Here is a 15,057-nt window from a genome sequence, read left to right as displayed (position 1 = left end):
TGTCTACCTCTCCGTGCAGGTCGGGTGACTACGGGGTGTCGGCCCAGAGCCGAGGTGTCGATCGGTTGGCCGGGGGCGGCGGGGCGGCGGCGACGCTCAACATCGCCGCCAGCGGGGCCGGGTCGCGGCGGGCCTCCGCGGTCGGCCGGTCGTAGACCACCCGGCCGTACTCCAGCACCGCCACCCGGTCGGCGATCTCGATGGCGTGCTGGAGTTGCTGCTCCACGAGCAGCACGGTCAGGCCGTCGGCGGCGAGACCAGTGACCAACTCGCGGACTCGCGCCGCCAGATCGGGCGAGAGGCCCTCACACGGCTCGTCGAGCAGCAACACCCGGGGCTGACCGAGCAGCGCCCGGGCTATCGCCAGCATCTGCTGCTCACCACCGGAGAGTTCGCAGCCACGGTGTCGCAGCCGCACCGCCAGCCGCGGCAACAACTCCAGGGTCCGGGCGACCGTCCAACCCGCACCGCTCGAGGTGGGTGCCCGCCACGGCGCGGCCGCCAGGTGCAGGTGCTCGGCCACTGTCAACCGGGAGAAGACCCGCCGGCCCTGCGGGACCAGACCGACACCGGACTGGGCGATGCGATGCGGTTGTCGGCCGGCCACCTGCACGCCACCGATCTCGATGCGACCGCTGGAGGCCCGCACCAGCCCGGCGATGGTGTGCACCAGCGTGCTCTTGCCCGCTCCGTTGCGGCCCACCACGGCCTGGATGCTGCCCGGGCGCACCCGCAGGCTGACGTCGTGCAGGACGATCCCCCCGGCGTAGCCGGCGCAGAGGCGATCCACGGTGAGCATTCAGACCACCCCGTCGGCGTAGGCCTGCCGCACCAGCGGCGAGCTACGGATCTCGTCGGGCGTGCCGGCGGCCAGTGTCTGACCGTCCCGCAGCACGGTGACCGTGTCGGAGAGGGCGTACACCAGGTCCAGTCGATGTTCGACCAGCAACACGGCGACCGACCTGGGTAACGCCTTGAGCAGCTCGACCAGCCGGCCGACCTCGATGGCGGACAGCCCGGCCGCCGGTTCGTCCAGGAGCAGCAGGCGGGGGCGACCGGCAAGGGCCATCGCGATCTCCAACTGGCGTCGTTGCCCGTGTGCGAGGTGCCCGGCGGGCACGGCCGCGACGGCACTGAGGCCCATCTGGTCCAGCAGTGGGCCCGCTCGGTGTTGCGCGGCGCGCCGTCGTCCGCCCGGCCGCCACCGGTGGCGTGGGATGACCCGCGGCAGCGCGGCCACCACGACGTTCTCCGTCGCGGTGAGCGTCGCAAAGACCGCAGGTCGTTGGTGGATCCGGTTGATGCCTCGCCGCGCCCGAGCCGCCGGCCCGAGCCGACCGAGATCCCGCCCGTCGAACCGCACCGTGCCGCGCTGTGGCTTCGTGGACCCGCCGATCACGTTGAGCAGGGTCGTCTTGCCGGCCCCGTTCGGGCCGATCAATGCGTGCCGCTGGCCGTCGTGGACGCACAGGTCCACGCCGTCGAGCGCGGCGAGCGAGCCGTACCGCACGCGGACATCCTGGGCGTCGAGCAGGCAGGTCATCGGCGTAGCTCCGGGACGGTGGCCTGATCATGGGTGGCTGGCGGGTCCGGCTGGTGCGCCGGGGTGCTCGGTGGGCGCAACCGGCCCCGGGCCCGGCCGACGCCGGTGGGCAGCAGGTAGACCGTCGCCACGAACAGCGCGCCCAGCACCAGCGGCGCGTGGCCGGGCAACACCCCGAACAGCCAGTCCCGGACGGCGATGACCAACGCCGCGCCGACCAGGGCGCCGCCCACCGAGGCGGTGCCGCCGATGACGACACCGAGCAGCAGCAGGGCGGATGTGTCGAAGCCGAAATCGGCGGGGGAGATGTACTGCTGGGCGACGACCAGGAGTGAGCCGGCCGCACCGGCGATCGCCCCGGCGGCGATGTACGCGCCGGACAGGTGCAGCGGCACCCGGTGACCGCTGGCGCGCAGTCGCGTCTCGTCGTCGCGGCCGGCCCGCAGCAGCAGCCCGGCCCGGGTACGCAGCAGCACCAGCACCGCGCCGACCAGCGTGGCCACGACGACCAGGGCGTACAGGTAGCGGGCCTGGTCGCTGGCCAGGGGCGGGAGCCCCCAGAACGGGCGGACCGCGGGGATGCCGGCCAACCCGTCCGTGCCGCCGGTCACCGATCGCCACCGACCGAGCAGGATGACGGCGAGTTCGCCGATGGCCAGGGTGATCATCAGGACGATCACCCCTCGGGCGTGCACGACCAGCGGCACGGTGAGCGCGGCCAGCACCGCCCCCGCGCCCGCCGCGACGACGAGCTGCACGACCCCGACGTCGGAGATCCGGCTGCCGACCACGGCACAGGCGTAGGCGCCCGCCGCGTACGGTGCGGTCTGACCGAGGGTGGGCATGCCGGCGACACCGGTGAGCAGGGCTACGCTCACCCCGACCAGGGCCAGCGCCAGCGTCCGGGCGAGGATCGACGTGGTGTAGTCGTCGACCGCCCACGGCGCCACGACCAGGCCGGCCAGCACGAGTGCCGCGATGCCGCCCCGCGCCCGTCGGATCACCTCGTCCCTCATGCCGCCCTCCAGCTGCCGAGCAGGCCGCGCGCCCGCACGGCCAGCACGGCCGCCATGGCGGCGAACAGCAGAAACGGTGCGGCGGACGGTAGTAGCGCCACGCCCAGCGTCTGGATCTCGCCGATCGCGAGCGCGGCCAGCAGGGTGCCCGCCATGGATCCGAGCCCACCGAGGACGACGACCACCAGGGACAGCAGCAGCACGGTGTCGGCGGTGTCCGTGCCGGGGCCGATGATGGGCGCACCCAGCACTCCGGCCGCGCCGGCCAGCGCACCGGCGGCGGCGAGCACGCCGGCCCGGATCCGCGCCGGACTCACCCCCAGACAGGCGACCATCTCCGGGTCGTCGACGGCCGCCCGGACCAGCATCCCGGCCCGGGTGCGTCGCACCACCAGGTAGAGCGCGGCGGCGAGCAGCGCGGCGACGACGATGAACACCAACCGGTACGCGGCGTAGCGGTGGCCGGCGACCAGCACCGATCCCTCCAGTGTGGCGGGCACCCGGACGTGCGGGTCGTCGGGCCCGAAGGCGGCGACGAGCAGACTGCCGCCGGCCAGGGCCACGCCGAACGTGAGCAGCGCCTGACTCAGGTGATTGCCGGTGGCGACCGGGGTGAGCAGGCCGGCCAGGAGCACCCCCGCCGCGGCGGCGGCCAACACACCGACCGCCAGCGCCAGCGCCACACTGGCCCAGCCGCCGTCGAGCAGCGCCGCGGCCGTGTACCCGCCGATCGCGTAGAGCAGGCCGTGCGCCAGGTTGAGGATGTTGGCGACGCCGAAACAGAAGACCAGACCCGACGCGGCGACGAACACGAGCAGCCCGTAGGCGACCCCGTCCAACGCCGGGATCAGGTACGGGTCGATCCGGTTCGTGCCGGCCGCCACCGCTATCACCGGCCGACGGTCGCGAGATCGCCCACGACGGTGTTGGACAGCGCCCGGCCGTCCTGGCGGACCTGCCGCAGGTACCACTTCTGCACCGGGGAGTGCGTCGTGGTGGAGAACTGCCAGGTGCCGCGCGGGCTGGCGATCTGGCCGAGTTGGCCGATGGCCGTGTTGATGGCCTCCGGGGTCGGGTCGCTTCCGGCGGCGCCGATCGCCCGGTCCAGCACCGCCGCGGCGTCGTACGAGGCGAGCGCGTAGGTCGTCGGCGAACCGTCGTGCTTGGCCTTCCACGCCGCCACGAAGGCGCGGTTCTCCGCGTTGTCGAGGTCGGGCGAGTAGTTGAGCACCGAGTAGATGCCCCGGGCCGCCTCGCCCTGCGCGTTGAGCACACCGCCCTCGGTGAGGAACCCGGCCGCGTACAGCGGAACGTCCTTGATCTCGGACTGCGCGTACTGCTTGACGAAGTCCACAGCGGCGCTGCCGGCGTAGAAGGTGTATACGGCCGCCGCGCCCGAGGCCTTGATGCGGGCGAAATACGGAAGGAAGTTGGTGGTGGCCGGGAACGGGGTGAACGTCGTCTTGCCGTCGGCGTTGGCGAGCTTCCCGCCGATCTTCCCGAACGCGTCGGTGAAGCCGCGCAGCTCGTCCCAACCGCCCTGGTAGTCCGGGCCGATCGCGTACACCGAGCCCTTCACGTTGTCGCGGACGTGCTGGGCGATCGCCGCCCCGGGCTCGTCGGAGAGGTACGAGGTGTGCCAGACCCGGGACACGTCCTTGAGCTCCGGTCGGCCGTTGGAGCCGACCAGCGGCACTTTGGTCTCGTTGAGCAGAGGGGTGACGCCGGCGACCGAGCCGCCACCGACGATGCCGGTGAGCGCGGACACCCGGTCCTGCTTGAGCAGTTTGGTCGCCGCCGGGACCGCGGTCTGTGCCCCGTTGCCCTCGTCGGCGACGACGAGGTCGACCTGTCGACCGCCGAGCTTGCCGTCGTGGGTGTCCAGGTAGAGCTGGAAGCCGTCACGGATCTCCGTACCGACCGCCTGGTACGTCCCGGACAGCGACGCGAGCAGGCCGATCTTTATCGTGCCGCCGGCGCTCGTGCCCGCAGCGTCGTCACCGCAGGCCGTGCCGGTGGTCAGCACGGCCGCGAGCAGCGCTGCGGTGAGGGCACGGCTGCGCCAAGGGGTGGTGAGAGGCATCTCTTACTCCAGGGGAAGGGGAAGGGGTCTCCGGCGTGGGGGCGCCGGGGTTGTCAGCGACTGCGGGCGAGTGCCGCTCGGGCAGCCGGGGTCAGGGCGTCCCCGATGCGGTTGGCCAGCTCGGTCATCTCGTAGGAGACCTTGCCCACGTCGCACTCGGGCGCGGCGAGCACCAGCAGCGAGGCACCGTCGTTGAAGGCCATCGAGAACATGAATCCGCCCTCGAGCTGCGTGACGTTGGAGATCACCGCGCCGGCGTCGAAGAAGGCCGCCGCCCCCCGCAGCAGGCTGACCAGTCCGCTACCCGTGGCGGCCAACTGGTCGGCCCGGTCCGGTGGCAGGTCGCGGGTGGCGGCCACCATCAGGCCGTCGCTGGAAATGGCGATCGCGTGGCTGACCTCGGTCGCGCGCGCGGCGAAGTTGTCCAGCAGCCAGCCGAGATCCTGTTGGTCGGTCACGTGCTCTCCTGTCGCGTCATTTGTTGCCGAGGTTGATCGGGGTGCGCCGTCGGTTCGCCACGCCTCGCGCGTACGCGGCCATCGCCGTCGCCACCTGCGCCGGGTCGCGGTACTCGGACCGTTGTTGCTGCTGGGGCACGGTCACGCCGCCGGGCACCAGGTGCCGTTGCGGCTGCCGCTTGGGCAGACCGGAGTTGGTGGTCGTGGCGACCTCGGGGGTCTGCGCCTGGGCGGCGGTACGCCAGGCGTCGTCGGCGGGGCTGGACCACTGCTGGCCGTTCTGACCGTTCTGGCCATCGACGACATCGGTCTGGAACCAGTGGTTGACCTGCTCGAAGATGAGGAGCTCCTCGGTGGGCGCGTCACCCCGGTCCGGAGATGGGGGAGTCGGTCGGAAGACCGGAGCCGCCGGCAGGGTCCGCTCGGCTGGGGGACGTCCGGCGGTGGGTTCGGGGCGCGGCTGGTACGGCGGCGGAGGGCTGGCCGTCCGCGCTGCCCGCCGCGACAAGCGGCCCGGTGCGAGCAGGTACTCCTCCGGTGGCAGCGATCGGATGATCGCCGCAGGCAGTGTCGCCTCGGCGAGGATGCCGCGTCGGGGGCCTCGTCGTAGTTGGACGGTGGCGCCCAGCCGGGCCGCGAGCTGACCGACGACGACCAGCCCCATGGCGCGGACGGCTGCCACGTCGATGGCCGGTGGGTGGGCCAGCAGGTCGTTGAGCTGCTGCATCCGCTGCGGCGACAGCCCGACACCCTCGTCGCTGATCTGGACGATGACGCGGTCACCGAGGCTCCGGCCGCTGACCCAGGTCTCGCTGCCCGGCGGCGAGTACGTCGTGGCGTTGTCCATGAGTTCGGCGAGCAGGTGCACGACCTCGTCGACGGTCTTGGCGGCCACCGCGACGTCCCCGTCGATCATGCCGAGTCGGACCCGCGCGTAGTGCTCGATCTGGGACAGCGCGGCCTGCAACACCTGTTGTAGCGGCACGTCACGCTGGCGTACGCGACCGACGCCGACGCCGCCGAGCACCAGCAGACTGGCGTTGATCCGACCCATCCGGGTGGCCAGATTGTCCAGCGTGTACAGCTGGTCGAGCCGGTCCGGATCGGTCTCGTCCCGCTCGACCAGGTCGACCTGAGCCAGGACGGCGTCGACGAGTCGCTGTTCGCGGCGGCTCAGGTGGATGAAGATGTCGGCGGTGTTCGCGCGCATGACGGCCTGCTCGGCGGCGGTCCGCACGGCGGCCTGGTGCACCGCGCTGAACGCCTGGCCCAGCTCGCCGATCTCGTCGTCGCTGGACGGTTCGAGGGCGGCACTGGACTGCTGTCGGGCCAGTCGGTGTGGGTCGACGGTGGCGCTGCCGGGCTGCTGGAGCTGGGCCACCACGGCGGGCAGCTGCTCGAACGCCACGGCGTTGGCCGCGTCCCGTAGGCGGCGTAGCCGCCGGGTGATCTGCCGCGCGACGGCCCAGGTCACCAACGCGGTCAGTACCAGGGCCAGCAGGACACCGGCCGCCTCGGCCACGGCCCGGCGGCGCTGGTCGGCGTGCGCGGCTCGAACGTCGTCGCGGACCGCGTCGTCGACCCGGGCGCGCAGGTCGGCCAGGCGGGCGGCACGCGTCTGCGTGGTGGACACCCAGGCGCTGGTCTCCAGTTGCAGCTGCGACCCCGGCTGGGCCCGGGCAACCTCGTCCTGCATCCGTTGCAGGGCGAGCGCCTCCTTGCCGGTGCCGGCCTGCTCCCACCAGATGCTCCACTCGGGCGGGGCCAGGGCCAGGAACGACAGGCTCGACTCGGTGTAGCTGGTCCGGGCGGCGGTGATGTCCTGTTGCATGGCCGGGGTCAGCTCGCCGCCGGCGACGGCGCGCAGCACGGCCACCTGCTGCTGACCGATGGCCTCGGCGGTCTTGGACAAAGCCGCCGAGGCCCGGATCCCGTCGGCGAGTCGGGCGTTCACCACCCCGTGTGAGACGTTCTCCCGGAAGTTGATCAGATCGGCGATCGCGATGCGGTAGCTGAACGTCATCGCCGACACCGACGCGTGCGTCGCCGTGCGCACCTGGGTGCGCAGCGGGGCGAGGCCGTCCAGCGCCGCGTCGATGCGTCGCAGGAGGGCCGGGTTGGTGTCCACGTCGGCGGAGAGCCGGTCTCGCTGCGCGCGGTAGCGGGCGACGGCGTCGTCGGTGGCCGCCATCTCCGCGCCGAAGGCGTCCTGCTGCTCGGGTCGGGCGTAGGTGAGCAGGTCGGCGGCGGCGATGCGCTCGCGCTGTAGCCGATAGGCCAGGTCGCCGGCCTCGGCGCCGAGCTGCGCCAAGACCTGGAGGTCACTGGCCCGGGCCGTCTGTCGTGCGCTCTCGGTGAGCGCGAGACCGGCGAAGCCGATCACAGCGACGAGCGGGGCCGCGACGATGAGGCGCATCCGGCCGGCAATCTTCCAACCGCGTCGCCGGGTCGGGTAGGGTCTGGCCGCGTGGGACCGGTTGCTCGACGCCAAGATTGACTCCCACGACTCGTCGATGACGGTCTATCCGCACGTTGCCGAATGCAAGTCCCATTCGGCCGGAAGCCGCGCTCGTAGACCAGACCTGGCCGTGGTACAAACTGCCCGTACCAGCATCTGTACCCAACGTCAGCGCTCGGTGACGCCGCGAGGTCGCCCGCGGGCTCGTCGGGTCAGCGTCGGTCGTCGAGCTGGCCGGCCGGTGGGTGCGGCCGCTCCGGATCGTCCGGTTCGGGTTGGCCGTTGAGCACCTGGCCGATCAGTTCCCGCAGCTCATCGATCGCGTCGACAACGGCTCCCGGGTCGCGCGCGTCGCGTCGACCTCGCTGACGCGGCACTGGCCGCTCCGGTCGAGCCGTCTCGGGAGCGCGGGGGCCTCGGCGACCGTCGGCCGCCAGTTGCTCGGCCGCGACCTGTGGCCACAGCGCGGCCAGTCGGCCGCCGGTGCCGAGCACGTCGTCGCAGCGCAGCGCGAACTCGTGACTGCCGAACCGGCGACCCGACTCGACCGCGGCGACCGTCTCCCGGCTGAATCGCACCAGATCCGCCAGTGCCCGCTGGGTCAGGCCGCGTTGGACGCGGCAGTTGCGCAACTCCCAGCGGAACCGCTGACTGGCCGCAGAGTGAGCCGAGCTCGACGAGGACGTGTGCTCCATGCGCTCACCTTCGTGGAACGGACATTCAGCAGCAGGCGCCAGATCGTGATTGGCCGATGAGCTGAACATTCACAGAGGGCAATTCTTAACCCAGGATGCGATGGGTGTGAAGACGTTCACCGGCATGGATTCCGGCGAAAGCGGGAAAGGTGCGGGCCGGACGCGTTGCGGGCGCGGCGGTGCGCCGACCGGGACGGGCAACGCCGTACCGCCCCGACGGTCGACCGGTCCGTAGGTCAGCACCGCCGGCCCTCGCGTCGCTCAGGCGGCGTGCGCTTCGGCCGTCGCGCCATCGCGTGCCGCCGGTGCGTGCGCGGGCGCCGCGATATCGATTATCGCGAGCAGTGTATGGTGCGCGCGAAACGCGACGTTGGGTTTGTACGAACGATGTTGCTCCGGCGACAGCCGCAGGCCGGGAATGGCTTCTGCGAGCCGGGTGAGGGCGATGCCTGCCTCAAGTCGCGCCAATCCCGCGCCGATGCAGAAATGCGGACCATGACCGAACGAGAGGTGATTGCCCGCGTCCGGCCGGTGCGGGTCGAACCGGTCCGGATCGGCGAACACCGCTGGGTCCCGGTTCGCGGCTCCGATCAGCAGCAGGCAGCGCGCCCCCGCCGGGATCGTCACCGCCCCCACGGTGACGTCCCGGGTGGTCACCCGGAGCCAGCCGTCGATGGCGGGCGCGAAGCGCAGCGTCTCGCCCACGAACGCGGGAACGACTCCCGGGTCCGCCGCGATCGCCGACCACCGTCCCGGCGTGGACAGCGCTTGGTCGAGGGTGTGCGCGAGCAACCCGGCGGTGGTCTCGTGGCCCGCGACCAGGAGATTGAAGGCCAGGCTCGCCACCTCGGGTACCGTCAGCACCGTGTCGTCGTCGTCCCGGTAGGCCAGCGCCCGACTGATGAAGTCGTCGCCCCGGTCGCCACTGTCCATCCGCTGGCGGACCAGATCCTCGCAGTAGTGCCAGAACTCCAGCAGGCCCTGAGCCAGGCGTACCTGCTCGGTCGGGTCGGGCTGCCCCCAGATGAGGGCGATCTGGCCGTCCGCCCAGCTCCGGATCCGACCGATGTCGGCGTCGGGCACCCCGAGGATGTCCAGGACCACCAGCAGGGGCAGCTCGGTGGCGAACTCCGGGATCAGGTCGACCTGGTGACCGTCGCGGCCGGCCAGGCGGGACACCAACTGGTCGACCCGGCGCCGCACGATCGCCCCGTACTCGGCCTCGACCCGTTCGGCGGTGTTCGCGAAGGTCGCCCGTAGCGCCCGGCGGGTGCGCGGGTGCGCGGGTGGGTCCGCGGCGGCTGTCGTGGGTGGCGCGTCGATCTGCATGATCACGTTCAGCGCCGGCGCGCTGACCTCGTAGACCGGCGCGAGGGTGAGGGCGTTGGCGAATGTCGTGGCGTCGGCGAGGGCGCGCCGGACGTGGGCGTGCCGGCTGATCAGCCAGAGGTCCAGATCCTCGGCGTAATGCACGCCGTCGGGATCGTCAAGAATGCGCCGCCACATGCTTGCGGGATCGGTGAGATAGACCCCGGCGAACGGATTCAACCGCATGGAACGCCTCCTGATGCACGCGGCGCGAAACCGGCAGCGCGCCCATTCGGCGATCCACTTCAGCTGGGCCGAAAATGGTGTGCATCTGCCTCTGGCTCTTTACGGTGCGCTGGCCGGCCGTACAAGTCAAGATTGGTCTTCGTCTATTTATTTCTCGACATAATTGCGTGTTGCAACAGACGAGCGGATCTGGCCAACTGCAAGTTGCGCCGCGATCGTTGCCACCAGTCGACCCAACTCGGACGGTGGAGTCGACTCGCCGCTTTCCCCCATGACCGGAGAAACGACCCCCGGGACGGCGAGTGACGGCGTGGCCTGGCCGGGATGAGCCAGCCCGCGACGACGCCGAACCGTCGCGGGAGGCTCCAGCCCAGGCCGGAACCCCCCGCGACGTATGTGTCGTGACGACCTGCCAGCGCAGCGGTCAGGGCGTCCACGGGGCCGCGGTGGCCCAGGTGCTGTCGGCGGTCCACAGCGTCGGCGTGTTGTACGCGTCGCCGCCGGCGCCGTTGCTAAGCCAGACCTCCGAGTTGTAGTGCCGCAGGTACTTCCCGCGGAAGTTGTACGACTCCAGCGACACCCCCGACCCGGTCAACCCGGTGCGGGCACACCAGGTGGCGTCGGCGCGCAGCAGCGCGGAGCCGTCGTCCGGCGAGTTGCGGACCCGGGAGTTCTGGTGGCGGAGGTACTGCCCGGGAAAGTTCACCGATTCGAACGAGTAGCAACCGGTGCCGGCCAGGCCGGGCCGGATGGTGTACGTGGCGTCGGCCTTGAGCAGGCTGGAACTCGCGGCGTCGACCACCTCCGTGTAGGCCAGGCTGTCGCGGTGGCGGAGATACCGGTTGGTGAAGCCGGGCGTGGTCACCTGCAACGACCGTCGCGTGTTGACCGGCAGGGCGACGGGACCTGAGCCGCCAAGGGTCTTCGAGGCGTTGATCAGGGCGGTGTTGGCGGCGCGGACCCGCGCCTGGTCCATCTTGATCACCTGCCGGTCGTAGGTGAGGAAGCCGTTCAGCTCGCCCTCCAGGTCGGTGATCTCGGTGTAGATCGAGGCGCTGAGCCCCGTGCCGAGCATCAGGTTCTGGGTGCCCTGCACCAGCCCCACGTACCGGTCGGTGAGGGCGCTCGCACTGGTTTGCCACTCGTACGCGAAGAAGCTGCCGTTCGGGCTGTACTCGTGCCCCGGCGTGTGCAGCCCCAGGCCACCGAACTCACCGAGCACCGCGATCCGGCTGCTCGACGGCACGGGGGAGTCCGGTCCGAGGTAGACGTGCCAGTCGTCGATGTCGCCGTTGCCGGGGTTGCCGAGGGACTGGCAGCAGTTGTGGCCGCTGTGCGGGTTGACCAGGCGGGTCGGGTCCTGGTTCTTGATGTTCTGCGCGACCCGGCGGGTGTCGGCGAGGGAACGCTCGCCCCAGCCCTCGTTGTAGGGCGTGTACGCGACTACGGCAGGCGAGCTGCGGTGCTCGTCGACGATCTCGCGCGCCTCCGCCTCGAACTGCGCCTGCTGAGCATCGGTGGGGTCGATGTCCTGTGCGGTCAGCGACGGGATGTCCTGCCAGACCAGCAGGCCGAGCCGGTCAGCGTGGTAGAACCAGCGCTGCGGTTCGACCTTGATGTGCTTGCGCACCATGTTGAAGCCCAGGTCCTTGTGCTTCTGCAGATCGAAGGCGAGGGCGGCGTCGGTCGGCGCGGTGTAGAGCCCGTCCGGCCAGAAGCCCTGGTCGAGGGTGCCGACCTGGAACACGAACTGGCCGTTGAGCTTGGGGCGCAGCACGCCGTTGACCAGGCCGGTGGTGATCTCCCGCATGCCGAAGTAGTGGGTGATCCGGTCCACGGCGGCACCTGCGCCGTTGCGCAGGGTGATCCGAAGGTTGTAGAGGAACGGGTCTTCGGGTGACCAGCGGCGGGCATTGGGCACCGGCACGCTGAAGTCGGTGAAGCCGCCGGTGGCCGAGCCGACCACGGTGCTTCCGTTCAGCGCCTCGGCGAGCACGGTGTGGCCGCTCACGTCGCCCCGGGTGAAGACCCGGACCCGCAGGGAGTTGGTGGCGAGGTTCGGGTAGACGTCCACGCTGCTGATCGAGGCGGTGGGCACCGGCTCCAACCAGACCGTCTGCCAGATGCCCGAGCTGGGGGTGTAGAAGATCCCACCGGGCGTCTTGGTCTGCTTGCCGATGGCCGGCAGGCTGCCGTTCTGCCGGGTGTCGGTGGGATCCCAGACCTTGACGACGATCTCGTTCGCCCCGGCGGTGAGCTGGGGTGTCACGTCGAAGGTGAAGGCGTCGTAGCCGCCGGTGTGCGCGCCGACCCGGACACCGTTGACCCAGACGGTGCTCTGCCAGTCGACGGCACCGAAGTGCAGCAGGGTCCGCCGGCCCGACCAGTTCGCCGGGATGGTGACGGTGCGTCGGTAGAACAGGTAGTTGCGGTTGTCGTTGGCGGCCCGCCCGATGCCGGACAGGGCGCTCTCCACCGGGAAGGGCACGTTGACCCGCTCTGGCAGGGCGGTGCCGAACTGGGGGGCGTCGTCGGTGGTCGACTGGCGGAGCTGCCACTCGCCGTTGAGGTTGAGCCAGTCCGGCCGCGTCATCTGCGGTCGCGGGTATTCGGGCAGTGGTGTGCCGGTCAGGGCCTGACCGGTCCAGGGGGTGGTCAGTGGCGGCGTCTTGGCCGGTGCGGCGTACGCGGACCGGGTTGGCGCGGTGAGAACGCCGGCGACCAGGGCGAGGATGAGCAGCAGTGGCAGGGCGGGGCGGATGGGGACGTGACGTGTCATGCCGTCTCCGGGGGACGAGTCGCCGCGGGCGGTGCAGCCAGGCCCGAAGCGCGCGGGTGGTGGGCATCGGGTGGTCATTGACGAGGGACGGGGCGTCAGCGACGGATGTCGGTGGGATCTCCACGCGCCGAACGGCGACGAAAAATATTGACATCCATCATCGCCTGTATAACGTTATAGAGCCGTGCCGGGTGTTCCGTCAATGCTTGTTCGTCAATGTTTCGACGGTCCGCCGGCCGAATTCGCGAAAGGGTGGTGGATGGGCGTCAATCTCAAGGACATCGCCCAGCGCGCCGGCGTGTCACTGGCCACCGTCTCGAACGTGGTCAACGGGTACCGGCCGGTGGGGGAGCGGACCCGGCAGCGCGTGCAGCAGGCGATCGACGAGCTCGGGTACAGCCCCAACCTCGGCGCCCGACACCTGCGTCGGGGTCGTACCGGCCTGATCGCCCTGGCCATCCCGGAGCTGACTAACCCGTACTTCGCCGAGCTTGCCGAGATCGCCATCGCCGAGGCCGCCGCGCTCGGCTACACCCTCGTCATGGAGAACACCGCCGCGGACCGGGGGGCGGAGTTGGCGCTTCTCGACGGCTCGCGGCGACGCATCATCGACGGCTTGATCCTCAGTCCGGTGCGCGTCGGTCGGGAGGAGGTGCTGGCCCGGACCGCCGACGGCCCCCTCGTGCTGATCGGCGAGGGCGTCTACGACGTCCCGCACGATCACATCGCCATCGACAACGTGGCCGCCAGTCACACGGCGATCCGGCATCTGGTCGCGATCGGCCGTCGCCGGATCGCGTTCATCGGCGCCACCCCGGGCGGTGACCGGCAGTCGGCGCACCTGCGGTTCCGTGGCTACCGGGAGGCCCTGGCTGCCGCCGGCCTGCCGTACCGGCCGCGGCTGGTCGCCCGCACCGACGCGTTCGGCCGGCTCGATGGCAGGCGGGCAATGCGGGACCTGCTCGCCCTCGGTGACCCGCCGGACGCGGTGTTCGGTTACAACGACCTGGTCGCCATCGGTGCGCTGCGGGCGTTGGCCGAGGCCGGTCACCGGGTGCCCGAGGACGTCGCGGTGGTCGGGATCGACGACATCGAGGAGGGGCGGTTCAGTGCCCCGACCCTCACCACGATCGCGCCGGACAAGCGGGAGATCGGCCGTCTCGCGGTGCGCCGCCTGATCGCCCGCATCGAGGGCGCCGAGGTCGCGGGACCGCTGACCGTGCAGACGCCGTTCCGGCTCATCCGACGGGAGAGCACCGGAACGCCGGGCGACTGACGCCCGGCGCGGCCGAGCCGCCGAGCCGCCAAGCCGCCAAGCCGCCGAGCTGCCGAGCCGCCAAGCCGCCGGGCCGTCGCGGCGCCCCGGCGATCCATAGCGCCGGTGGTACGACCCAGAGAGGATGACCCGCTAGATCCATATCCCTCAATATGATGACCGCTATCTCGATCTGCGGTGCGCTCACGAGGCGTGCCATCCTGATGCGGAGGAATGCATGGTTCGCTGGCGTACCCTCACTGGCCTGCTGGCCACCGCGTTGGCCGCGGTGACCGCGGCCAGCCTCACCCTCACCGCGCCGGCCGCCGCGGCCGACAGCCCCGTGACGCCGAACGTCGTCGGCGGCACCCGCGCCGCTGAGGGCGAGTTCCCGTTCATGGTGCGCCTCTCGATGGGCTGCGGCGGGGCGCTGTACAGCCCCCGGCTGGTGCTCACCGCGGCGCACTGCGTGGGCTCGACCGGCACCAACACCAGCATCACCGCGACGCTCGGGGTGGTCGACCTCCAGTCGTCCAGCCGGATCACCGTCCGGTCCAACTACGTCTACCGTGCCCCCGGCTACAACGGTGCCGGCCGGGACTGGGCGCTGATCCGGCTGGCCAGCCCCGTGACCGGGCTGAGCACGCTGCCGATCACCACCACGACCGCCTACGACAGCGGCACCTTCACCGTCGCCGGCTGGGGTGCCGCTCGCGAGGGCGGCGGCCAGCAGCGGTACCTGCTCAAGGCGACCGTCCCGTTCGTCAGCGACTCCGTCTGCAACGCCAACTACGGGGGCGACCTCATCCCCGCCCAGGAGATCTGCGCCGGCTACGCCAGCGGCGGCACGGACACCTGTCAGGGTGACTCGGGTGGCCCGATGTTCCGCCGCGACGCCAGCAACGCCTGGATCCAGGTCGGCATCGTCAGCTGGGGCAACGGCTGCGCCCGGCCCAACTACCCGGGTGTCTACACCCAGGTGAGCTACTTCGCCTCATCGATCGCCTCGGCCGCGGCGAGCCTCGGCGGCTGACCGTACGCCCGCTCGGGCGGCCCGGACCACGCGGTCCGGGCCGCCCGCTCGTGCCTCCCGTAGAGGGCGGACGGCGAGTGCGCCACCGGAGCACAACGGTGGACGGCGAGTGCGCCGTCGGAGCACAACGGCGGGCGGCGAGTGCGCCACCGGAGCACAACGGCGGGCGGCGAGTGGGCCACC

The 15,057-nt window shown here is 71.3% G+C and carries 12 protein-coding genes; 2 read left to right on the top strand and 10 right to left on the bottom strand.

The features are described 5' to 3' along the window. Positions 1 to 28: 28 nt before the first annotated feature. The 10 genes from ACIBF8_RS27535 to ACIBF8_RS27490 all read right to left on the bottom strand — a co-directional run bounded on the left by ACIBF8_RS27535 (position 29) and on the right by ACIBF8_RS27490 (position 12,586). A complete protein-coding gene (locus ACIBF8_RS27535) occupies positions 29 to 799 on the bottom strand; it encodes an ABC transporter ATP-binding protein (RefSeq protein ID WP_396786816.1) in 771 nt (256 codons plus the stop codon). After that, positions 800 to 1,543: an ABC transporter ATP-binding protein gene (locus tag ACIBF8_RS27530; protein WP_396786815.1), complete on the bottom strand. Its 744-nt coding sequence runs from the start codon at positions 1,541 to 1,543 to the stop codon at positions 800 to 802. Beyond that, complete coding sequence (locus tag ACIBF8_RS27525; RefSeq protein ID WP_396786814.1) at positions 1,540 to 2,559, bottom strand: branched-chain amino acid ABC transporter permease; 1,020 nt, start codon at positions 2,557 to 2,559, stop codon at positions 1,540 to 1,542. Before ACIBF8_RS27525 ends, ACIBF8_RS27530 begins: the two co-directional genes overlap by 4 nt. Further along, complete coding sequence (locus ACIBF8_RS27520; protein WP_396786813.1) at positions 2,556 to 3,452, bottom strand: branched-chain amino acid ABC transporter permease; 897 nt, start codon at positions 3,450 to 3,452, stop codon at positions 2,556 to 2,558. The genes ACIBF8_RS27525 and ACIBF8_RS27520 overlap by 4 nt, the downstream gene beginning before the upstream one ends. Beyond that, positions 3,449 to 4,642, bottom strand: coding sequence for an ABC transporter substrate-binding protein (locus ACIBF8_RS27515; RefSeq protein ID WP_396786812.1), 1,194 nt, complete (start codon positions 4,640 to 4,642; stop codon positions 3,449 to 3,451). The genes ACIBF8_RS27520 and ACIBF8_RS27515 overlap by 4 nt, the downstream gene beginning before the upstream one ends. 53 nt (positions 4,643 to 4,695) lie before the next feature. Next, positions 4,696 to 5,100: a roadblock/LC7 domain-containing protein gene (locus ACIBF8_RS27510; protein ID WP_030490280.1), complete on the bottom strand. Its 405-nt coding sequence runs from the start codon at positions 5,098 to 5,100 to the stop codon at positions 4,696 to 4,698. Between the two features lie 16 nt (positions 5,101 to 5,116). Then, entirely contained in the window at positions 5,117 to 7,516 is a 2,400-nt protein-coding gene (locus tag ACIBF8_RS27505) for a nitrate- and nitrite sensing domain-containing protein (protein ID WP_396786811.1), read from the bottom strand. Between the two features lie 254 nt (positions 7,517 to 7,770). After that, complete coding sequence (locus ACIBF8_RS27500) at positions 7,771 to 8,253, bottom strand: helix-turn-helix transcriptional regulator (protein WP_396786810.1); 483 nt, start codon at positions 8,251 to 8,253, stop codon at positions 7,771 to 7,773. A gap of 261 nt (positions 8,254 to 8,514) precedes the next feature. After that, on the bottom strand, positions 8,515 to 9,807 hold the full coding sequence (locus ACIBF8_RS27495; protein WP_396786808.1) for a cytochrome P450: 1,293 nt from the start codon (positions 9,805 to 9,807) through the stop codon (positions 8,515 to 8,517). A gap of 424 nt (positions 9,808 to 10,231) precedes the next feature. After that, positions 10,232 to 12,586 carry an AbfB domain-containing protein gene (locus ACIBF8_RS27490; protein ID WP_396786806.1) on the bottom strand — a complete coding sequence of 785 codons (2,355 nt, stop codon included), beginning with the start codon at positions 12,584 to 12,586 and terminating at the stop codon, positions 10,232 to 10,234. Between the two features lie 259 nt (positions 12,587 to 12,845). Between ACIBF8_RS27490 and ACIBF8_RS27485 the strand changes: the two genes are divergently transcribed. Together ACIBF8_RS27485 and ACIBF8_RS27480 are read left to right on the top strand one after the other, a co-directional pair. Further along, positions 12,846 to 13,862, top strand: coding sequence for a LacI family DNA-binding transcriptional regulator (locus ACIBF8_RS27485; protein WP_396786804.1), 1,017 nt, complete (start codon positions 12,846 to 12,848; stop codon positions 13,860 to 13,862). Between the two features lie 217 nt (positions 13,863 to 14,079). After that, positions 14,080 to 14,874 (top strand): S1 family peptidase, encoded by a 795-nt coding sequence (locus tag ACIBF8_RS27480; protein WP_396786802.1) that lies wholly within the window; start codon positions 14,080 to 14,082, stop codon positions 14,872 to 14,874. The last annotated feature ends 183 nt before the right edge of the window (positions 14,875 to 15,057 follow it).

The organism is Micromonospora sp. NPDC050276 (assembly GCF_044459545.1).
Classification (GTDB): Bacteria; Actinomycetota; Actinomycetes; order Mycobacteriales; family Micromonosporaceae; genus Micromonospora.
Note: the sequence above shows the minus strand (reverse complement) of the source record. Positions and strands in the feature narration are given on the sequence as shown.

Excerpts from the sequence above, each read along its gene's own strand:
- ACIBF8_RS27535 (WP_396786816.1), bottom strand. The coding sequence starts at position 799 with ATGCTCACCGTGGATCGCCTCTGCGCCGGCTACGCCGGGGGGATCGTC.
- ACIBF8_RS27530 (WP_396786815.1), bottom strand. The coding sequence starts at position 1,543 with ATGACCTGCCTGCTCGACGCCCAGGATGTCCGCGTGCGGTACGGCTCG.
- ACIBF8_RS27525 (WP_396786814.1), bottom strand. The coding sequence starts at position 2,559 with ATGAGGGACGAGGTGATCCGACGGGCGCGGGGCGGCATCGCGGCACTC.
- ACIBF8_RS27515 (WP_396786812.1), bottom strand. The coding sequence starts at position 4,642 with ATGCCTCTCACCACCCCTTGGCGCAGCCGTGCCCTCACCGCAGCGCTG.
- ACIBF8_RS27505 (WP_396786811.1), bottom strand. The coding sequence starts at position 7,516 with ATGCGCCTCATCGTCGCGGCCCCGCTCGTCGCTGTGATCGGCTTCGCC.
- ACIBF8_RS27500 (WP_396786810.1), bottom strand. The coding sequence starts at position 8,253 with ATGGAGCACACGTCCTCGTCGAGCTCGGCTCACTCTGCGGCCAGTCAG.
- ACIBF8_RS27495 (WP_396786808.1), bottom strand. The coding sequence starts at position 9,807 with ATGCGGTTGAATCCGTTCGCCGGGGTCTATCTCACCGATCCCGCAAGC.
- ACIBF8_RS27490 (WP_396786806.1), bottom strand. The coding sequence starts at position 12,586 with ATGACACGTCACGTCCCCATCCGCCCCGCCCTGCCACTGCTGCTCATC.
- ACIBF8_RS27485 (WP_396786804.1), top strand. The coding sequence starts at position 12,846 with ATGGGCGTCAATCTCAAGGACATCGCCCAGCGCGCCGGCGTGTCACTG.
- ACIBF8_RS27480 (WP_396786802.1), top strand. The coding sequence starts at position 14,080 with ATGGTTCGCTGGCGTACCCTCACTGGCCTGCTGGCCACCGCGTTGGCC.